Source organism: Clostridium novyi NT (assembly GCF_000014125.1).
GTDB lineage: Bacteria > Bacillota > Clostridia > Clostridiales > Clostridiaceae > Clostridium_H > Clostridium_H novyi.
Window position 1 is genome coordinate 144,434 of record NC_008593.1, and the last position, 20,039, is coordinate 164,472.

The 20,039-nt window shown below is 30.2% G+C and carries 19 protein-coding genes and 6 tRNA genes; all 25 read left to right on the forward strand.

All coding sequences use genetic code 11. The features are described 5' to 3' along the window. Positions 1-46: 46 nt before the first annotated feature. Entirely contained in the window at positions 47-1,093 is a 1,047-nt protein-coding gene (locus NT01CX_RS00770) for a peptidylprolyl isomerase (RefSeq protein ID WP_011721138.1), read from the forward strand. Positions 1,094-1,503: 410 nt separating this feature from the next. Next, positions 1,504-2,055 (forward strand): stage V sporulation protein T, encoded by a 552-nt coding sequence (gene spoVT / locus NT01CX_RS00775; protein ID WP_011721139.1) that lies wholly within the window; start codon positions 1,504-1,506, stop codon positions 2,053-2,055. A gap of 97 nt (positions 2,056-2,152) precedes the next feature. Then, a complete protein-coding gene (locus NT01CX_RS00780) occupies positions 2,153-3,682 on the forward strand; it encodes a putative polysaccharide biosynthesis protein (RefSeq protein ID WP_011721140.1) in 1,530 nt (509 codons plus the stop codon). 31 nt (positions 3,683-3,713) lie between these two features. After that, complete coding sequence (mazG, locus tag NT01CX_RS00785) at positions 3,714-5,159, forward strand: nucleoside triphosphate pyrophosphohydrolase (protein ID WP_011721141.1); 1,446 nt, start codon at positions 3,714-3,716, stop codon at positions 5,157-5,159. Positions 5,160-5,266: 107 nt separating this feature from the next. Continuing rightward, positions 5,267-5,545, forward strand: a complete 279-nt coding sequence (locus NT01CX_RS00790) for an HU family DNA-binding protein (RefSeq protein ID WP_011721142.1) — start codon at positions 5,267-5,269, stop codon at positions 5,543-5,545. Between the two features lie 89 nt (positions 5,546-5,634). Further along, positions 5,635-5,904 (forward strand): RNA-binding S4 domain-containing protein, encoded by a 270-nt coding sequence (locus tag NT01CX_RS00795; RefSeq protein WP_011721143.1) that lies wholly within the window; start codon positions 5,635-5,637, stop codon positions 5,902-5,904. A gap of 115 nt (positions 5,905-6,019) precedes the next feature. Further along, positions 6,020-6,313 carry a sporulation protein YabP gene (gene yabP, locus NT01CX_RS00800; RefSeq protein WP_011721144.1) on the forward strand — a complete coding sequence of 98 codons (294 nt, stop codon included), beginning with the start codon at positions 6,020-6,022 and terminating at the stop codon, positions 6,311-6,313. A 5-nt stretch (positions 6,314-6,318) separates the two neighbouring features. Next, positions 6,319-6,756, forward strand: coding sequence for a spore cortex biosynthesis protein YabQ (gene yabQ / locus NT01CX_RS00805; RefSeq protein ID WP_011721145.1), 438 nt, complete (start codon positions 6,319-6,321; stop codon positions 6,754-6,756). Between the two features lie 36 nt (positions 6,757-6,792). Further along, positions 6,793-7,065, forward strand: a complete 273-nt coding sequence (locus tag NT01CX_RS00810; RefSeq protein ID WP_011721146.1) for an FtsB family cell division protein — start codon at positions 6,793-6,795, stop codon at positions 7,063-7,065. A gap of 54 nt (positions 7,066-7,119) precedes the next feature. Then, the gene (locus NT01CX_RS00815) at positions 7,120-7,527 is read left to right on the forward strand and encodes a S1 domain-containing RNA-binding protein (protein WP_011721147.1); all 408 of its coding nucleotides are present in this window, start codon (positions 7,120-7,122) and stop codon (positions 7,525-7,527) included. Positions 7,528-7,686: 159 nt separating this feature from the next. After that, positions 7,687-7,775, forward strand: a tRNA-Leu gene (locus tag NT01CX_RS00820). A gap of 4 nt (positions 7,776-7,779) precedes the next feature. Beyond that, positions 7,780-7,855, forward strand: a tRNA-Met gene (locus tag NT01CX_RS00825). Positions 7,856-7,860: 5 nt separating this feature from the next. After that, a tRNA-Met gene (locus NT01CX_RS00830) sits at positions 7,861-7,937 on the forward strand. 48 nt (positions 7,938-7,985) lie between these two features. Further along, positions 7,986-8,074, forward strand: a tRNA-Leu gene (locus NT01CX_RS00835). Positions 8,075-8,079: 5 nt separating this feature from the next. Continuing rightward, positions 8,080-8,155, forward strand: a tRNA-Met gene (locus NT01CX_RS00840). Between the two features lie 34 nt (positions 8,156-8,189). Beyond that, a tRNA-Met gene (locus NT01CX_RS00845) sits at positions 8,190-8,266 on the forward strand. Between the two features lie 314 nt (positions 8,267-8,580). Further along, positions 8,581-10,977 carry a stage II sporulation protein E gene (spoIIE, locus tag NT01CX_RS00850; RefSeq protein ID WP_011721148.1) on the forward strand — a complete coding sequence of 799 codons (2,397 nt, stop codon included), beginning with the start codon at positions 8,581-8,583 and terminating at the stop codon, positions 10,975-10,977. 135 nt (positions 10,978-11,112) lie between these two features. Next, entirely contained in the window at positions 11,113-12,507 is a 1,395-nt protein-coding gene (gene tilS, locus NT01CX_RS00855) for a tRNA lysidine(34) synthetase TilS (RefSeq protein WP_011721149.1), read from the forward strand. Position 12,508: 1 nt separating this feature from the next. Next, positions 12,509-13,048 carry a hypoxanthine phosphoribosyltransferase gene (gene hpt / locus NT01CX_RS00860; RefSeq protein WP_011721150.1) on the forward strand — a complete coding sequence of 180 codons (540 nt, stop codon included), beginning with the start codon at positions 12,509-12,511 and terminating at the stop codon, positions 13,046-13,048. A 70-nt stretch (positions 13,049-13,118) separates the two neighbouring features. After that, the gene (gene ftsH / locus NT01CX_RS00865; RefSeq protein WP_011721151.1) at positions 13,119-15,149 is read left to right on the forward strand and encodes an ATP-dependent zinc metalloprotease FtsH; all 2,031 of its coding nucleotides are present in this window, start codon (positions 13,119-13,121) and stop codon (positions 15,147-15,149) included. Between the two features lie 142 nt (positions 15,150-15,291). Beyond that, positions 15,292-15,678 (forward strand): thioesterase family protein, encoded by a 387-nt coding sequence (locus NT01CX_RS00870; RefSeq protein ID WP_011721152.1) that lies wholly within the window; start codon positions 15,292-15,294, stop codon positions 15,676-15,678. Between the two features lie 101 nt (positions 15,679-15,779). Then, positions 15,780-17,450: a formate--tetrahydrofolate ligase gene (locus NT01CX_RS00875; protein ID WP_011721153.1), complete on the forward strand. Its 1,671-nt coding sequence runs from the start codon at positions 15,780-15,782 to the stop codon at positions 17,448-17,450. Between the two features lie 123 nt (positions 17,451-17,573). Beyond that, positions 17,574-18,353: a type III pantothenate kinase gene (locus NT01CX_RS00880; protein WP_011721154.1), complete on the forward strand. Its 780-nt coding sequence runs from the start codon at positions 17,574-17,576 to the stop codon at positions 18,351-18,353. An 8-nt stretch (positions 18,354-18,361) separates the two neighbouring features. Further along, positions 18,362-19,327 (forward strand): tRNA dihydrouridine synthase DusB, encoded by a 966-nt coding sequence (gene dusB / locus NT01CX_RS00885; RefSeq protein WP_011721155.1) that lies wholly within the window; start codon positions 18,362-18,364, stop codon positions 19,325-19,327. A gap of 228 nt (positions 19,328-19,555) precedes the next feature. After that, positions 19,556-20,035, forward strand: coding sequence for a transcription elongation factor GreA (gene greA / locus NT01CX_RS00890; RefSeq protein ID WP_011721156.1), 480 nt, complete (start codon positions 19,556-19,558; stop codon positions 20,033-20,035). The last annotated feature ends 4 nt before the right edge of the window (positions 20,036-20,039 follow it).

The window sequence follows — 20,039 nt, forward strand, 5'->3', positions numbered from 1 at the left end:
TAAAATAAATCTATTGATAAAATACAATAAAATGGGGGAATAGAAAGTGAAAAATATAAGAAAATTAGTTGCAACAGTAGCCGTATGTGTATTTTCAATGTCTGCTGTTGGATGCAGTATGATAGAAAAAACACCGGAAGCTATAAATAAAACAGTTGTAGCTAAAGTTGGAGATAAGAAGATAACAAAGGGAGAATTAGATTCAAACTTTGCAGTAAAAAGATATGAAGAACAGTTTAAAGCTCAGTATGGAGATAAGTATGCTGAAAATCCACAAGTTAAGGAACAATTAAAGCAAGTTAAAGTAGCTACTGTTCAACAAATGGCAGCTCAAGAAGCTTTAAAACAAGAAGCTGAAAAGTTAGGATTAGTTCCTAAAGAAGCTGAATTAAAGAAAGAAACAGATAAAAAGATACAAGAAATGAAAAAAGAACAAAACATAAAGAGTAATGAAGAATTTGAAAAGATGTTAAAAGCAAGTGGATTTACTAAAGAAGGATTTGAAAGTTTAGTAAGAGACAATATAATATTAGAAAAACTTCAAAATGAACTTACTAAGAATGTAAAAGTTGATGAAAAAGAAATGCAAAAGTATTATGAAACACATAAGGATAAGTATCCTAAAGATGTAAAGAATCCTACAAAGGTTCATTTAGCACATATAATACTTCAACCTAAATCACAAGAAGATTTAGCTAAATGTGAAAGCGAAATTAAATCAATAAAAGAAGAACTTAATAAAGGTGCGGAATTCTCAGTACTTGCAAAGAAATATAGCCAAGATGGTTCTAAAGAAAAAGGTGGAGACTTAGGAACAGTTCCAACAGTTGACTCAGGATTTGATGAACAATTTATGGAAGCTGCATTACCACTTAAAGATGGTCAAATATCAGAACCTGTAAAAACACAATTTGGATATCACATAATCAAAATGATTAAAAAAGAAGTTAAGCCATGCAAGACTTTTGCTGAAGTTAAAAATGAAATAAATAAGTTCTTACTTGAAGAGAAAAAGGGAAAAATCATAAAAGATAAGTTTAAACAAATACAAGATAACGCTAAAGTAAAAGTATTTGAAGATAAAATATCATAAAATTTTATAAAAAGAGTATTAAAAAGCAATCTATTGGGTAGTATTACCTATATAGGTTGCTTTTTTATTTTAATTTTCCAATAAGTATACGACAAAAAACTACAAATTTGCAATGGAATTTTTAATTGAATAACCGAATAAATAAAAACATTACCAGAACTTTCCGCTATCAATTTATAAAAAAGTAATTTATTATTATAAAAGAAGAATTTAAGAGAATTATACATTAATGGTTTTCGACAATTTTTTTACATCATAAGGGAAAATTTGTGATAAGCATAAGGTTTATATTCAAAATCTTTTTTTATCATAAAGATTAAAGCTTATACATTTGTGTATAAAATTTCATGTTTAGACGGATAATATTACTGTCAAACATATTAAAATAAAGACAAGGAGGTAAACGTTGAATGAAAGCTACCGGCATAGTTAGACGTATAGACGATTTAGGAAGAGTGGTAATACCTAAAGAAATTAGAAGAACTTTAAGAATTAGAGAAGGAGATCCTTTAGAAATATTTACAGATAGAGATGGTGGAGTAATATTAAAGAAGTATTCACCTATTGAAGAATTAAGTAATTTTTCTAAGGAGTACGCAGAAGCATTACAAAGTACTATTGGCAACATTATACTTATTTGTGATAAGGATAATATAATTTCTGTAAGTGGAGCTACTAAAAAAGAATACATGGACAGAAAGATAAGCATAGAACTTGAAAGACTTATGGAAGAAAGAAGTTCTGCAATCATGGGAGAAGATAATGAAAAACCTATTCCTATAACAGATGATGAGGAAACTGGTGAAGAATACTATTCACAAGTAATAGCTCCTATAATTGCAGAAGGAGATGCTATTGGAGCTGTTATAATTGCATCTAAAGAAGAAGAAACTTCTTTTGGTGATGTTGAAATTAAGCTAGCAGAAGCTGCTGCATCATTCTTAGGAAAACAAATGGAATAAACAATGGCAGCTTGTCTGCCATTGTTTATTTTAGTAATAATATCTACAAAACATAAATATAAATATTTATACTAAGTAATGTTTTGGAGGTATTGTTTTGAAAAAGCAATCATTAATAAAGGGTACTTTTATATTAGGCTTTGCAGGAATATTTGCTAGATGTATAGGAATGTTTTTTAGAATACCACTTACTATACTTGTAGGAGATGAAGGGCTTGGCTATTATCAAATGGCGTATCCTTTATATATGTTATTTATTGCAATAGCATCAGGAGTACCACTTGCTATGTCTAAGATGATATCAGAGCAAAATGCATTAGGAAATAAAAAAGGAGTAATCCAAGTTCTAAAACAAGCTTTATTATTAATGATTATACTTGGCACAGGTACAAGCGTTATTATGCTTTTGTTTTCAGGGAAATTAATAACTTTTTTTAAATGGGATAGAAAAGCATACTATTCATTAATTGCACTTGGAATAGCACCATTTTTTATATCTATAATAAGTGTCTTTAGGGGCTTTTTTCAAGGTCTCCAAACAATGACACCAACTGCTATATCTCAGATACTAGAACAGGTGGCAAGGGTAGTAGTGGGTATAGGACTTGCTATACTGTTATTACCTAAAGGAGTTGAGTACGCTGCAGGCGGAGCTACACTTGGAGCTGCGGCAGGAGGAATACTTGCAGGAATATATCTAATTTTTAAGTATAAGAAAGTTACTAAAAATTTTGATACAAGAAAAGTAAAATTAGATTCTAATATTATGGATAAACTTTTGAAAACAGCTATACCAATATCTTTAGGAGCAGCAGTTGGTACTATAATGAATGTTATAGACTCTATTATGGTTCCTCAAAGATTACTTCAAGCTGGATTTTCATCAAGAGAAGCAGCGGTTTTATATGGTCAGCTTACAGGAAAAGCAGCGGTACTTGTTAATGTTCCGTTAACTTTATCAGCAGCTATATGTGCATCTGTTGTTCCAATAATATCAGAAGCTTATTTTTTAAATAAAAGGAATCAACTAAATAAAAATGTATTATCATCAATTAAAATATCTACTGTTATAGCTCTTCCATCGCTTTGTGGATTATATTTTTTATCTTCACAGGTATTAAATTTAATTTTTAGAGATCAGGCAAGTGGAGCTATGATTCTAAAGTATTCATCACTGGCTATTCCGTTTATAATATTAGCTCAGACAACAACAGTTATTCTTCAAGCAACTAGTTCGAAAAAAATGCCAATAGTCAATTTATTAATAGGATGTATAGTCAAAGTTATCATAACGAGTGCACTAGTACCTATACCTAATATAAATGTTTATGGAGCAATAGTTGGTACTATTTCAGCATATTTGGTTGCTGTTATTTTAAATATAAGACTTATAAAGAAAACATTACATATAAAAATAGATTTAAATAAGGTATTTATAAAACCAGCATATGCTTCTATGGCTATGATATTATCAGTTGTATTTATATATATAAAAGTCTATAATTATACAATGAGTAATTCAATTGCTTGTATAGTAGCTATATTTTTAGGTATAGTATTATATGGAATGTTGATGCTTTTGTTTGGAGTAATTGATTATTCTGAACTTAGATCGACGAAAAACTAGTAAAGTACTAAATTATAAAGGGAGAATAACTATGATTAAAATTGTGGGATTGGGTCCAGGAAGTAAAGATGCAATTACCATTGGAACCCTTGATATGCTTAAGAATAGTCAAAATGTATATTTTAGGACGGAAATTCATCCAAATGTTAATTATCTGAAAGAATTGGGTGTTAAATTTGAAAGCTATGATAATAAATATGAAAGTTCTCATGCATTTGATGAAGTTTATGAGTCAATAGCTAAAGACTTAGTTGAAAAGCACAAGGAAAATGAAGATTTAGTTTATGCTGTTCCAGGACATCCACTAGTTGCGGAAAAGTCAGTAAATATATTGCTTAAGCTTTGTGAGGAAAGAAATATAGAAACTCATATATATCCTGCTATAAGTTTTATTGATGCTATGATGGAAAGTTTAAAGCTAGATCCTGTAAATGGCATAAAAGTTATAGATGCATTTGATATAAAAAATCAAATTTTGGATAAAAGAGTTGGAACTGTTATAACGCAAGTTTATAATAAATTTATAGCATCTGAAGTTAAACTTGCACTTCTTGAATATTATAAAGATGATATGGAAATATACTTTGTAAGGGCTGCAGGAGTTAAAGAACTTGAAATTATAAGAAAGATACCTCTATATGAATTAGATAGACAAGAGGATATTGACTATTTAACATCAATATATATACCAAAAGACCTTAAAGCTGCAATAGATTTTCAAGATTTGTTAGATATAATGGAGACTTTAAGGGGAGAAAATGGTTGCCCATGGGATAGAGAACAAGATCATAAATCTTTAAAAAGAAGTTTAATTGAAGAATGTTATGAAGCTATTGATGCAATAGAAAAAGATGATGATGAAAATTTAGTAGAAGAATTAGGGGATATATTACTTCAAGTTGTTTTCCATGCTCAAATTGGAAAAGAAGATGGATTTTTCAATATTAATGATATAATTAAGGGAATTTGTGAGAAACTTATAAATAGACATCCTCATGTTTTTGGTGATGTTTTAATTGATTCATCTAAAGAAGTTTCAAAGACATGGGAAGAAATAAAACATGAAGAATATGGATTTGAATCATATACTGATGAACTAAAACATATATCAAAAACCTTACCTGCTTTAATAAGAGCTGATAAAGTTCAAAAGAAGGCGGCTAAAGTGGGATTTGACTGGGATGATATAGAACCAGCTTTAGATAAGGTAATAGAAGAGTATAACGAGATAAAAAGTGTATATAAATCCCATAACAAGTCAAAAATAACAGAAGAATTAGGAGATTTAATTTTTAGTACAGTAAATGTAGCAAGATTTCTTGACATTGACCCAGAATATGCATTAAATTATACTATAGATAAATTCATATCAAGATTTTATTACATAGAGACTAAGGTAAAAGAATTGGGAAAAGACATAACTGAAATGACATTACAAGAACTAGATGAATTTTGGAAAATGTCAAAAGAACAATAATTTTTATGCTATTTTGATTAAAAATTTATATAAAAAGGATTTTTAATTTAAATGAAGAATTAAATCAATTATTATGTAATGGTTAATAATAAGAGGAGGTAACAAAAGTGAATAAATCAGAATTAATTACTAGCATGGCAGAAAAGAGCCAATTAACTAAGAAAGACGTAGAAGTTGCTTTAAAAGCATTTATAGAAAGTGTTGAAGAAGCACTAATGGATGGAGATAAGGTTCAATTAGTTGGATTTGGAACTTTCGAAACAAGAGAAAGAGCTGAAAGAAAAGGCAGAAACCCAAGAACTAAAGAAGAAATAACTATACCAGCAGCAACTGTTCCAGTATTCAAAGCAGGAAAAGAATTCAAAGAAATAGTAAACAATAAATAGTTTTGCAGAAAGTAATTTTGCTAAAAATTTAAAATAAAAAACCTGGGTGAAAATCTAGGTTTTTTATTTTTACAATCAGGAGGGATAACATGAGACTAGATAAATATCTTAAAGTTTCAAGAATTATAAAGAGAAGGACTATAGCTAAGGAAGCTTGTGAAAGTGGCAGGGTATTTATAAATGATAAGGTTGCAAAGCCAAGCACAGAAGTTAATGAGAATGATATAATAGAAGTTAAATTTGCCAACAGTTCACTAAAAGCTAAGGTTGTAAACATTGCTCATCACGTTGCAAAAGCTGATGCTAAGACAATGTATGAGATTATTTTAGATAATACAGTTGCAAATAAAGAAGATTAGTATACTATATATTATTAAGAGTATTATTAATGATTTTTATGTGTCTTCCCTTAAATATAAAAGTATATTTTAGATATTTTACACATATACATATTTATAAAGGGGAGGGATATAGATGGAAGTAAAAAAGGAAACATCATTAGAAGAGAAAAAAAGTAATTTAATACTTGAAAATAGAAATAAGTTGCAAATAACTGGTGTAGTAGAAGTTATTTGTTTTGATGAGAAATTAATAATCCTAGATACTAAACTTGGAACCTTAACAATTAAAGGAGAAGGACTTAAAGTTCAAAAATTAGATGTCCAAAATGGAGAAGTTGCCATAATAGGACGTATAAATTCCTGCGTATATACTACAACTGAAAGTAAAAAAGACAAAGATAGTATAATAGCAAGGTTGTTTAGGTAAAAGGTATGCTAATTCCTATAAGAAGTCAATTTAATTTAATAGCTTATAGTGTACTTGCAGGGGTACTAACAGGGGTTTTATTTGATATATATAGAATAATAAGAGGAATGGAAAATCCAAATAAAGTATTAACTTTTATTGAGGATATACTATTTTGGATTTTTGCAGCAATATCAGTATTTGCATTTTTGCTTTATACTGGTCATGTTTATGTAGGAATATATTTATATTTATATATTGCCTTTGGGCTATACATTTATATAAGACTTATCAGTATTCATTTCTTAAGAATTCAATATAAAATAATAAATAGTATATTAAAATTTTTAAGAATATTGAAAAATATATTTTTTTATTTTATAGAAACATTCTTTTGCAAGATTACAGGTAAAAATAAATTAAAAAATTCCTTGAATAAAACACAAAAGAAAACTAAAATATAAATATGAGTCAAAATATAAATTTCAGAGGGAATGATTATGAAGAAGAAAAGAAAAATTAAAAATGTAATTTTGACTGTAATGGTTATATATGCTTGTTACATAGCGGTACATCAGCAAATAACTATAAAAAATAAAAAGATTCAGCTGGAAAACTGCAAAGTTGAATTACAAAAAGTTGATGATCAACATCAAAAGTTAGTAGATACAATAAAAATGTCTGAAACTAATAGATATGTTGAAGAATTAGCTAGAGAAAGACTTGGCTTCGTAAAACATGGAGAAAGTGCAGTAGTTCAAAAAAAAGACTAAATATTGCTTATTATAATTTAATATATAAACATATCAAGGAGGAGTTTTATTAACATGGCCTTAAAGTTGGGTAGTATCTTAGAAGGTACAGTAGTGAATATAACAAAGTTTGGAGCATTTATAGAAGTGGAGGGGAAGACAGGTCTAGTACACATATCTGAAGTAGCAGACACATATGTAAAGGACATAAGAGAGCATATAAAAGAACAAGATAAAGTAAAGGTAAAAGTTATATCAGTAGATGATAATGGTAGACTAAGTTTATCTATAAAACAAGCTATGCCAACCAGAAAGTCAGTAAAACCAGTTGAAATAGATTGGGAAAAGGAAAAGAAAAAGGCAACACCTAATGTAAACTTTGAAGATGCTATATCAAGATTCTTAAAAGATAGTGAAGAAAGATTTCAAGATATAAGAAAACATCAAAATTTAAAGGGAAATAAGTATTCTAAAAAGAGCTAAAAATAAGTATAAAAGGGACTTGAGAAAGTCTCTTTTATTTTTTAAAAAATTTTTTTAAAAAAAGCGTTGACAACTATAATGGATTAATATATAATAGTCTATGTCGCCAGGAGATAGCGACAAAAACAAAAGATAAAACATCAAGACATGATGTAATACGCCGGAGTGGCGAAATCGGCAGACGCACAGGACTTAAAATCCTGCGGAGCTAACACTCCGTACCGGTTCAAGTCCGGTCTCCGGCACCAATATCGCGGGGTGGAGCAGTTGGTAGCTCGTCGGGCTCATAACCCGAAGGTCGTAGGTTCAAGTCCTGCCCCCGCAACCAAACGTGGCGGAATAGCTCAGCTGGCTAGAGCATTCGGTTCATACCCGAAGTGTCGTAGGTTCAAGTCCTATTTCCGCTACCAGTTACAACTTAATAAGTAACAGCAATTTATACCCAATAAATTGCATACGCCGGAGTGGCGAAATCGGCAGACGCACAGGACTTAAAATCCTGCGGAGCTAACACTCCGTACCGGTTCAAGTCCGGTCTCCGGCACCAATTATCGCGGGGTGGAGCAGTTGGTAGCTCGTCGGGCTCATAACCCGAAGGTCGCAGGTTCAAGTCCTGCCCCCGCAACCATTTATTTTTTGAAAAATATTTTAAAATGAAATATGGCGGAATAGCTCAGCTGGCTAGAGCATTCGGTTCATACCCGAAGTGTCGTAGGTTCAAGTCCTATTTCCGCTACCAAAATCCACAACGTTAAATAGTTGTGGATTTTTTAATGTCTATAATAAATTTAAAAACTATTAAGGTATTAAACCATAACTTTTCCACAACTGTGGATAAAATATATGTATATGTGTTGAAATATAACTAAATATATGTGAATATATTTTTCTCACAAAAGGTAGTAGAAAAAAATCGCTAATGGTAAAATATTACAAAAGTTATAAAGTAAATGTCTTACGAAAAAATAAATTCTATTTCAGTAACTGACAATAATTTCCAGGGAGTTTTGTTATAATCTTTTTTAGTAACTGTGAAATTAGGAGGTGCTGATTATGCAATGTAATTCAGAAATTTTGCCATATAAAAGAGTTAAAGGTGTTAGTAAAGAAGAAAAAGAGAAAAAACAATTGCAACGGATTATTATTTTGAAAAATCTAGTGTACTGCATTAGTGCTTTACTTGTGAGTAGGGTGCTATTATTAAGTGAGGATAATACAACTGCTCCTTTTGGGATAGCGCTACTAATTGCAAGTGTAATGCAAGCTGAACGGGCGGTGTTTCCTGTTTCTATGGGGTGTATTATAGGGTACATATCTTTAAGTAATAAGCTTACAAATCTTCCCCAATATCTAATAGTAACAGGCACTATATTTATATTATCTTATCTTTTAAACAAAAAATCCAAAATAAAAAGTTTGGTAGTTATGTTTAGCATTACATCAATTGAAATATTATTAAGTGAATTCTTTATTAGGCATATCACAATGAATGTTGCATTTTTAACTATGTTTTTACAGGTAATATGTATTATACCATTATATTTTATTCTAGAACGTTCCTTAATATGTTTAAAATCCCTAAAAACAAAACATTTATTTACAAGCGAAGAAGTTATAAGCATATCAATATTGATTTCTCTTATATTAGCCGGTACTTGGGGTATGCAAATTTTAGGTGTATCCATTAGAAATATTTTAGCTTTAAACTTTATACTCATGATTAGTTATATAAATGGAAGCAATGTAGGGGCTGCCAGTGGAATTGCCATAGGATCAATTATAGGAATATCCTCAAAAAATATACTTATTTTTATGAGTGTGTATGGATTGTGTGGATTGATTGCAGGTATTTTTAGAGAAAGTGGAAAAATATTAACAAGTACATCGTATGTAATTACTTTTTTGATTTTAAAATTATACTCTAATATAGATGTAGAATTTAAATTAATAGAAATGATTATAGCCACAGGGATATTTTTAATTATACCAGGTAGGGTTTATGAAAAAATAAATTTAGAGCTAGATTGGGAAAAGAAGCAAGAATATATAAATAAAAATTATATTAATAGAATTAAGGACATGCTATTCCAAAGATTATATGGTTTTTCTGATGTGCTAACTAATATATCTGGAAATCTTAATAACTTAGCTGATAATGATAAATTAGTTATGAAAAATAAAAGTAGTGCCCTTATACAAAATCTTGCTGATAGAGTTTGTAGTGGATGTGAAATGCATTATAATTGTTGGAAAAAGGAAGCATACATTACCTATGAAGCTTTTGGTGAATTGATTCAAAATCATCAAGAAGGTAAAAAAAATAAATTGCCAAAGGAGATAAATAGAAAATGTGTTAAAAGAACTATACTTTTAAATAATACAAAAGATATAGTTAACAATTATATTATAAATGAAATGTGGAGAAAAAGACTAAGCGAAGGGCGTGAAATTGTAGCAGGACAAATAAAAAATATGGCAAGTTCACTAAAGGAAGTTATCGAAGAATTTAATTCAGATGTAAAGTTTAATAGTGAGGCTGAAAAAAGGATTAGAAAAATCTTTGAAAATAAGACATTTAAGTACAATGATATATTCTGCTATGATGATAAAAATAAAAGATTAGTTGTTAAACTGTATCTAAAATCATGTGGAGGCGCACAAATATGTTCTAAGAAAGTTTTACCTCTTATAAATGAAGCTGTAGGAAAAAATATGTGTATAAGTGATGAGGGGTGCATTATAGATCCTAAAACGGGAATGTGCACGATAACTTTTGAACAAACTGCAAAATTTCATGTTGCATCTTATGTTGGTAGACAGTGTAAAAATGGAGAAAAGCATAACGGTGATAGTTATAGCTTTGGGAAAACCAATGATGGGGATTATATGTGTATAATAAGTGATGGAATGGGATCGGGTCCTGAGGCCAGTGAAGAAAGTAGAGTTGCTGTGGATCTTATTGAGAAGTTTACCCATTTTGGTATAAGCAAAGAAACTGCAATAAATACAGTGAATTCAATAATGTCATTAAAGTTTTCGGAAAATGAAAAGTTTTCAACATTAGATTTAAGTAGTTTAGATTTATATAATGGAGAAATAGATTTTATGAAGGTTGGAGCTGTGCCTAGTTTTATAAAATCAGGAGACAAAGTAGAGGTTGTAACATCTAATACTCTTCCTATAGGGGTTTTGGACAAGGTTGATTTAGAAGTAACTCACAAAAAGTTGAAAAGTGGAGATATGATCATAATGTTAAGTGATGGCGTTTTAGATTATAACAATAATAATGTAGGTAAAGTTGATTGGGTGGTAGATTACTTGAAAAATAGTAACATAAATAGTCCAAAAGAATTAGTAGATGGACTTATATCTACAGCTAAAATGCTTAGTGGGGGAAAAGCTAAAGACGATATGACAGCTATAGTTAGTAAAGTGTATAGTTTATATTAGTGCATATTACAAAAAAATAAAAAGGGCTATATTTATTATGATTAAAAGTGTTATTGAGATTAGTCATTTTTAAATATAGCCTATATTTATGTTATAATAAAGAAATAAATATGCAATAGGATGGGAGGGTTTATATTGATAGAAAAGGTTATAAACACAATTAAATGTAATAATATGTTCGAGGTTAATGATAAAGTAGTTGTAGCACTATCTGGAGGCCCTGATTCCATATGTCTTTTACATATACTTCATACTCTTAAAGATGAAATTAATATAAGTATTGTGGCTGCTCACGTAAATCATTGTCTAAGAGGTGAAGCTGCGGATAATGATGAAATGTATGTTAAAAAAATTTGTGAAGAGTTAGGAATTCAGTGCTTTGTTAAAAGGGAAGATGTACATAGAATTTCTAAGGAGAGAGGCATTTCCTGTGAAATGGCTGGTAGAGAAGTAAGATATCAGTTTTTTGAAGAAGTGCTACATAAAATTAATGGAAACAAAATAGCTATTGCACATAATGCTAATGATCAAGCAGAAACTGTTCTTATGAGGATACTTAGAGGAACTGGACTTGAGGGATTGGTTGGCATAAGACCTGTTAGAGATAATATTTTTGTAAGGCCTATTATAAACTTAACTAGAGATGAAATTGAAAATTATTGTGATATAAACAAATTAAATCCTAGAATAGATAAAACTAATTTTGAAAACATATATACAAGAAATAAAATAAGATTAGAATTAATTCCATACATACAAAAGAACTTTAATTCTGATGTGATAGAAGTTTTAAATAGATTTTCTGATACTGTTAAGGTTGATAATGAATACATAAATAATGTAGCCAAAGAAAAGTATAATGAGTATAGTGAAATTAGTGAAGAAAAAATTATACTTAAAGGACAGCTTTTTAAAGAACATGAGGCTATTTTAACTAGAGTTATAAGAATTGCCATAAAAAATATAAAAGGCAATTTAAATAATCTAGAAAAAAATCATATATATGATATAATTGATATTCAAAAAAAATCTACAGGTAAGTACATAATGCTTCCAAGTGGCATAAGAGTTACAAATAATTATGGAGATATTTATGTATATAAAGAGGAAAAGAAACATAAAGTACAGAAAATTAATAAAGAAGTAGAATTAAACTTACTTGAAGAGAATGTATTAACTAATCATAAACTTAAAATTACATTGGATATAATAAAAAGTAAAGAGGATATTAAATTTGATAAAAATCCTTTAATTAAGTATTTTGATTATGATAAAATAAAAGGTGTTATAAAGTTAAGATATAGAAAAAATGGGGATAAATTTATGCCGTTTGGTATGAGTGGAAGTAAAAAACTTAAAGACTTATTTATAGATTTGAAAATTCCAAAGGAAAGAAGAGATAGTATACCACTAATTACATTTGGTGATGATATAGCATGGATAGTAGGATATAGGATAAGTGATAAGTTTAAAATTAATAAAGATACAAAAAGCATATTGAAAATCAAAATTGAAAGAGAGGAAGAATAGCATGACAAACGACATTAAAGAAGTACTGTTTAGTGAAGAGAAGTTAAAGGCAAAAGTTCAAGAGATTGGAAAGAAAATAACGGAGGATTATAAGGGAAAACAATTAATATTAGTTGGAATATTAAAGGGATCTGTACCATTTATGGCTGACTTAATGAAATGTGTAGAAATGCCTTGTCAGATAGATTTTATGGATGTATCAAGTTATGGTAATTCTACAGAAAGTTCAGGTGTTGTTAGAATACTTAAAGACTTAGAATTTGAAGTTGAAGGAAAAGATATACTTATTGTAGAGGATATAGTAGACACAGGAACTACACTTGAATATTTAAAAAGATATTTAAAGGCTAAAAAGCCAAACAGTGTTGAAGTAGCATGTCTTCTTAATAAGCCAGATAGAAGAAAAGTTGAAGTGGAAGTTAAATACGAAGGTTTTAAAGTTCCAGATGAATTTTTAGTTGGATATGGATTAGATTATGCTGAGAAGTATAGAAACTTACCTTATATAGGAATACTAAAAGAGAGTGTATATACTAAATAAAAGTATAAAAGTTACATTGTTGTAAAGGAAAAATTCATATGATACAATCAAATATAAAAATAACGGAAAGATGGGGGGCATTAATGTGAAAAAAAGACTTTCAAGTGCGACAATTTGGATTGTGTTACTGATAGTTTTATTCTTTGCTGCAATAACAGTGTTAGAAAGTAGTAAAACATCAGGAGCTATATCCTATAATGAATTTAAAAAGTATTGGATTGAAAATAAGGTTTCAAGAGTTGAAATAAAACAAGATGGAAGAACAGTTGCAGGAGAACTCAACGATAAGGCCAAGACTCAATTTCAAGTTGTAGTTCCACAAAGCTTATTAGTACAAGACATACTTGTAAATAACCCAAAGTCTTCTGTAAATGTTAAGTTTGAACCAGCATCATCTATGCCTATGTGGATAAGCTGGATACCTACTATAATATTGATTTTAGTAATGGTTGGTTTCTGGGTTATGTTTATGCAACAGTCACAAGGTGGTGGCGGTGGTAATAGAGGCGTTATGAACTTTGGAAAAAGTCGTGCCAAACTTGCTACTCCAGATAGCCAAAAGGTTACATTTAAAGATGTAGCAGGTGCTGATGAAGAAAAGGGTGAACTTGAAGAAATAGTTGATTTCTTAAAAGAGCCTAAAAAGTACTTAGATATGGGTGCTAGAATACCTAAAGGAATCCTACTTGTAGGACCTCCAGGAACAGGTAAGACATTACTTGCAAAGGCTGTAGCAGGGGAAGCTGGAGTACCTTTCTTTAGCATATCAGGTTCTGACTTTGTTGAAATGTTTGTTGGTGTAGGTGCATCTAGAGTTAGAGACTTATTCGAACAAGCTAAAAAGAATTCACCATGTATCATATTTATAGATGAAATTGATGCTGTTGGTAGACAAAGAGGAGCAGGTCTTGGTGGAGGACATGATGAAAGAGAACAAACTCTAAATCAATTGCTAGTTGAAATGGATGGTTTTGGAGTAAATGAAGGAATAATCTTAGTTGCTGCAACAAATAGACCAGACATATTAGATAAAGCCCTTTTAAGACCAGGTAGATTTGATAGACAAATACTAGTTGGCGCACCAGATGCAAAAGGAAGAGAAGAAGTATTAAAGGTTCATGTTAGAAATAAGCGTTTATCAGATGACGTTGATCTTAAGGTTCTTGCAAAGAGAACACCAGGATTTGTGGGAGCAGATCTTGAAAACTTAATGAATGAAGCTGCACTACTTGCTGTTAGAGCTAATAAGAAGCAAATAGGAATGGAAGAATTAGAAGAGGCAATAACAAGAGTTATAGCTGGACCTGAAAAGAAAAGTAGAGTTATTCATGAGGAAGATAGAAAAATTACAGCTTATCATGAAGCAGGTCACGCTATAGTAATGAAATTCTCTCCTCACTCAGATCCAGTACATGAAATAAGCATAATACCAAGAGGTATGGCTGGTGGATACACAATGCATCTTCCAGAAAGAGATACATCTTACATGTCTAAATCAAAATTAAAGGATGAGATGGTAGGATTACTTGGAGGTAGAGTTGCTGAACAAATAATAATTGGAGATATAAGTACAGGAGCATCAAATGATATTCAAAGAGTATCAAATATCGCAAGAAAAATGGTTATGGAATATGGTATGAGTGAAAAACTAGGAACTATAACATTTGGAAGCGATCATGATGAAGTATTTATAGGAAGAGAAATTGGAAAGTCTAAAAACTATAGTGAAGAAGTTGCTTTTGAAATAGACAATGAAGTTAAAGCTTTAGTTGATGAAGCTTACAAGAAAGCTGAAAAAATATTAACTGAGCATATAGATAAACTTCATGCTGTAGCTAAAGTTCTTTTAGATAAGGAAAAAGTAACTGGAGAAGAATTTAATGCTATAGTAGAAGGAAGACCTTTAGAAGAATTAAATAAAAAAGAAAATGCTATTGATTTAGAAAAGCATGATAATGTAGAAGAAGTTCATGATGATGTAGAAGGAGTTCATGATGATGTAGAAGGAGTTAATATAAAAGATACATCAGAGGATAATATTGAGACTACTGATGCTTTTGCTAATAACACGGATTTAGAAGAAGATAAAAAGGAAATTTAGATTATTAAAAAGTATAGAGTTTTTATATAAACTCTATACTTTTTGTTTTGTTTTCTTTATAATTATGATTATTAATACAAATATTCTGTTTTTTATAAAAAATTATATTGTATAAATCAAAAATTACAAAGGGGTGTATATCATGGAATTTAATGTACATGAAGGAACAAAGGGTATAATGGAAATGGTTGTTGAAGATCAACATTCTGCAAAGAGAGTAGGTTCTGGATTAGTAGATGTTTTTGCTACACCATCTATGATCGCTTTAATGGAAAACACATCTCAAGCAAGCGTAAAAGATAGCTTACCAGAAGGATATGCTACAGTTGGTATAGACATAAGTGTAAAACATATGAAAGCTACACCAATTGGAATGAAAGTTAGATGCGAAACTAAACTTATAAAAGTAGATAGAAAGAAATTAGTTTTCGAAGTAGAAGCATATGATGAAGATGGAAAAATAGGAGAAGGAACTCACACTAGATATATCGTAAATTCAGAAGAATTTGTTAAAAACGTTCAAAAATAATATAATCTAAGTATAAGTAAGACTAATAAACGTTATTATATTAAACTAAAAAGTAATATAATAACGTTTATTAAATTTAATTAAGGGGTGCTATGTAGAAAATGAAAAGTGATATTGAAATTGCACAAAGTGCAAATATGAAAAAAATAGCTGATATAGCTAAAGAATTAGGACTTGGAGAAGATGATATAGAGCTTTATGGAAAATATAAATGCAAAATATCATTAGATGTATTAAAAAACAAACATAATGAAGCTGATGGAAAGTTAATACTTGTAACAGCAATTAACCCTACACCGGCAGGAGAAGGAAAATCAACTATAACAGTGGGTTTGGGGCAAGCACTTTGTAAGTTACATAAAAAAGCAGTTATAGCTTTAAGAGAACCATCTCTTGGACCTGTATTTGGAATAAAAGGAGGGGCCGCTGGAGGCGGATACTCTCAAGTTGTGCCTATGGAAGATATAAACTTGCACTTTACTGGGGATATGCATGCAATAACATCGGCTAACAACTTACTTGCAGCAGCTATAGATAATCATATACATCAAGGAAATACTTTAAAAATAGATTCAAGAAGAATTTTATTTAAAAGAGTAATGGACATGAATGATAGAGCATTACGTCATATAGTAGTTGGAATGGGTGGAAAAGTAAATGGATTCTTAAGAGAAGATGGATTTACAATTACTGTTGCATCTGAAATAATGGCTATACTATGCCTAAGTAATAGTTTAATGGATCTTAAAGAAAGATTCGGAAACATACTAGTTGCATATAACTTAGATGGTGAACCAATTTATTGTAAGGATTTAAATGTTCATGGTGCCATGGCAATGCTTATGAAAGATGCTATAAAACCTAACTTAGTTCAAACACTAGAAAATACACCAGCTATAATCCATGGAGGACCTTTTGCAAATATTGCACATGGATGTAATAGTATATTAGCTACAAAAATGGCTATGAAGCTTGGAGATTATGCAATAACTGAAGCTGGATTTGGAGCAGATCTTGGAGCGGAAAAATTTCTAGACATAAAATGTAGATACGGTAATCTAAAACCAGACTGTATTGTCGTTGTTGCAACTATTAGAGCGTTAAAACATCATGGTGGAGTATCAAAGGATGAACTATCAACTCCAGATATAGAGGCATTATCTAAGGGAGTTTCAAATCTTCAAAAGCAAATAGAAAACATGAAAAAGTACGGTGTACCTGTTGTTGTTGCTATAAATAAATTTATAACAGATAGTGATGAAGAAGTAGAATTTATAAAAGAATTTTGTGATAAACAAGGGGTAGAAGTTGCCCTTGCTGAAGTGTGGGAAAAAGGCGGAGAAGGTGGAATTGCTCTTGCTGAAAAAGTAATTAATGTTTTAGACACACAAAAGAGTAATTTTAAATGTTTATATGATGAGAAATTATCTATAAAAGAAAAAATGGATATAATAGCAAGAGAGATCTACGGAGCTTCTGGAGTTGATTATGATAAGTCGGCTGAAAAAGACATAAAAGATATAGAAAAGCTAGGATTAGATAAGCTTCCTATATGTGTTGCAAAAACTCAATATTCTTTATCAGATAACCCAAGTTTACTTGGAAAACCTGAAGACTTTAGAGTAAATGTTAGAGAAGTTAAAGTATCAAATGGTGCAGGATTTATAGTTGTATTAACTGGAAATATAATGACAATGCCAGGATTACCAAAAGTACCAGCTGCAAACAAAATGGATATTTTAGAAGGTGGCACAATACAAGGGCTTTTCTAATATAATATACTTGACAAATTGATACCAGTTGTTAAAATTAAATTGTTATAGTTAAGATGTTAAATTCTAATATAAGAGCAGTATATATACTGCTCTTATAGTTTTATTAAGGGGTGCATGACAATGTTATTTGTTTTAGACGCAGGAAATACAAACATTGTATTAGGAATTTATAAAGGAAAAGAATTAGTTTTAGAATGTAGACTAGGAACAGATGCTAAAAGAACAGCTGATGAATATGGTATACAAGTATTAAAATTATTATCACATAATAACATAGATCCTAAAGACATAGAAGGTGTTATAATATCTTCTGTTGTTCCCAATATAATGTATTCAATTGAACATATGATTAGAAAGTACTTTAAAATAGACCCAATAGTTGTGGGACCTGGAGTTAAAACTGGTATAAATATAAAATACGATAATCCTAAATCAGTAGGTGCAGATAGAATAGTTAATGCAGTAGCAGCACATGCATTATTTGAAAAGCCATTGGTAATAATAGACTTTGGTACAGCAACAACATACTGTGCAGTTACTAAAAAGGGAGATTATCTAGGAGGGGCAATATGTCCTGGTATAAAAATATCAGCGGCAGCTTTATTTGAAAAAGCAGCTAAACTTCCAAGAATAGAACTTATAAAACCACCTCATGTTATATGCAAAAATACAGTATCAAGTATGCAGGCTGGAATAGTTTATGGATATATTGGGCAAGTAGACTATATAGTTTCAAAAATTAAAGAAGAAATGATAGCATTAGGAGAAGGAGAACCATATGTAATTGCAACAGGTGGTTTTGCTGGACTTATTTCAGAAGAATCTAAGACAATAGACGAGGTATGTCCTTTCTTAACTCTAGAAGGTCTTAGAGTAATTTATGAAAAAAATAAAGAGTAGGGATATAAATGAAAATAGGCAAACTAAGTTTTAATAACAATGTGTTTTTAGCGCCAATGGCAGGGGTAACAGACATAGCCTATAGAGGATTATGCAAGGAAATGGGCTGTGGGCTTGTATACACAGAAATGATAAGTGCCAAAGGTATGTATTATGATAATGAAAACACAAAAAAATTACTTAAGCTAAGTGAAGAAGAAAAACCTGTAGCGGCTCAAATATTCGGAAGTGATCCAAAAGTTATGGCAAGAGCCTGTGAGATTTTAAACGAAGATGATGGTGTTGGTATAGTAGATATCAATATGGGATGTCCTGCACCTAAGATAGTTAAAAATGGAGAAGGCTCTGCTTTAATGAAAAATCCTAAACTTGCCGGGGAAATAGTAAGAGAAATGAAAAAGGTATCTAACAAACCTGTAACAGTTAAGTTTAGAAAAGGATTTGACAATGATAATATAAATGCTGTAGATTTTGCAATGGCAATGGAACAGGCAGGAGCAGATGCTGTAGCTATTCATGGAAGAACAAGAGCGCAAATGTATGAAGGAAAAGCGGATTGGGATATAATAAGAAAAGTTAAAGAAAGTGTATCTATTCCCGTTATTGGAAATGGGGATGTATTTTCAGCAGAAGATGCATTTGCACTAAAAAATTCTACAAATTGTGATGGTATTATGGTAGCTAGAGGTGCTATGGGTAACCCTTGGATATTCAAACAAATACAACAAGCTATAAATGAAGAAGAAGTTATATATCCAACTCCAATAGAAAAGATAGACTTATGCATAAGACACCTAAACCTTGCAGTGCATTATCATGGAGAGTTAAAAGGTGTCCGCGAGATGAGAAAGCACATAGCTTGGTACATAAAAGGAATTAAAAAATGTACGGAAATAAAGAACAAGATAAATGTGGAAAAAGATTTTAATAATGTGGTTAAAATTCTTACGGATTACAAAGAACAACTAATTTAAAATCGTATTAAAAATCGTTTCAAAGTAATAATAGACTAATAAGTTATATCTAAAAAGTGTCATATTAAGATAATATGAAAACAGAATATACATAATAATATAGTTATGGTAAAATATAGAATAAGTGTATTGACATTAGAAACTGACTGTTTTATAATTACTTAAATAGTTATGTGTCAATAACATTACAAAATTTTAAACAAATAATACTTTAAAGGGGAGTAAAAAATGAGTGATTCAAAACAATATATCATGACTGCCGAAGGTGTTAAAAAATTGGAAGAAGAATTAGAATATCTTAAAACAGTTAAGAGAAGAGAAATTACAGAAAAGATAAAAGTAGCACTTTCTTACGGGGATTTAAGCGAAAACTCAGAATATGATGAAGCTAAAAACGAGCAAGCATTTGTTGAGGGAAGAATAGTACAACTTGAGAATATGCTAAGAAATGCCAATGTTGTTGACGAAAGTGAAATATCATTAGATGCTGTTAGTGTAGGATCTATTGTAAAAGTAAAAGATTACGATTTTGATGAGATAATAGATTTCCACATAGTAGGTTCAGCAGAAGCAGATCCTATGGAAAATAAAATTTCAAATGAGTCACCAGTAGGAAGCGCATTAATAGGCAAAAAAGTTGGAGATGTGATTAATGTACCAGTTCCAGACGGAATAAGCAAATTTGAAATTTTGGAAATTAGAGTATAAATAA

What these genes read in the sequence shown, in the direction of transcription:
- spoVT (WP_011721139.1), top strand. Translation starts at nt 1,504, where the DNA reads ATGAAAGCTACCGGCATAGTTAGACGTATAGACGATTTAGGAAGAGTG.
- mazG (WP_011721141.1), top strand. Translation starts at nt 3,714, where the DNA reads ATGATTAAAATTGTGGGATTGGGTCCAGGAAGTAAAGATGCAATTACC.
- NT01CX_RS00795 (WP_011721143.1), top strand. Translation starts at nt 5,635, where the DNA reads ATGAGACTAGATAAATATCTTAAAGTTTCAAGAATTATAAAGAGAAGG.
- yabP (WP_011721144.1), top strand. Translation starts at nt 6,020, where the DNA reads ATGGAAGTAAAAAAGGAAACATCATTAGAAGAGAAAAAAAGTAATTTA.
- yabQ (WP_011721145.1), top strand. Translation starts at nt 6,319, where the DNA reads ATGCTAATTCCTATAAGAAGTCAATTTAATTTAATAGCTTATAGTGTA.
- NT01CX_RS00810 (WP_011721146.1), top strand. Translation starts at nt 6,793, where the DNA reads ATGAAGAAGAAAAGAAAAATTAAAAATGTAATTTTGACTGTAATGGTT.
- NT01CX_RS00815 (WP_011721147.1), top strand. Translation starts at nt 7,120, where the DNA reads ATGGCCTTAAAGTTGGGTAGTATCTTAGAAGGTACAGTAGTGAATATA.
- spoIIE (WP_011721148.1), top strand. Translation starts at nt 8,581, where the DNA reads ATGCAATGTAATTCAGAAATTTTGCCATATAAAAGAGTTAAAGGTGTT.
- hpt (WP_011721150.1), top strand. Translation starts at nt 12,509, where the DNA reads ATGACAAACGACATTAAAGAAGTACTGTTTAGTGAAGAGAAGTTAAAG.
- ftsH (WP_011721151.1), top strand. Translation starts at nt 13,119, where the DNA reads ATGGGGGGCATTAATGTGAAAAAAAGACTTTCAAGTGCGACAATTTGG.
- NT01CX_RS00870 (WP_011721152.1), top strand. Translation starts at nt 15,292, where the DNA reads ATGGAATTTAATGTACATGAAGGAACAAAGGGTATAATGGAAATGGTT.
- NT01CX_RS00875 (WP_011721153.1), top strand. Translation starts at nt 15,780, where the DNA reads ATGAAAAGTGATATTGAAATTGCACAAAGTGCAAATATGAAAAAAATA.
- NT01CX_RS00880 (WP_011721154.1), top strand. Translation starts at nt 17,574, where the DNA reads ATGTTATTTGTTTTAGACGCAGGAAATACAAACATTGTATTAGGAATT.
- dusB (WP_011721155.1), top strand. Translation starts at nt 18,362, where the DNA reads ATGAAAATAGGCAAACTAAGTTTTAATAACAATGTGTTTTTAGCGCCA.
- greA (WP_011721156.1), top strand. Translation starts at nt 19,556, where the DNA reads ATGAGTGATTCAAAACAATATATCATGACTGCCGAAGGTGTTAAAAAA.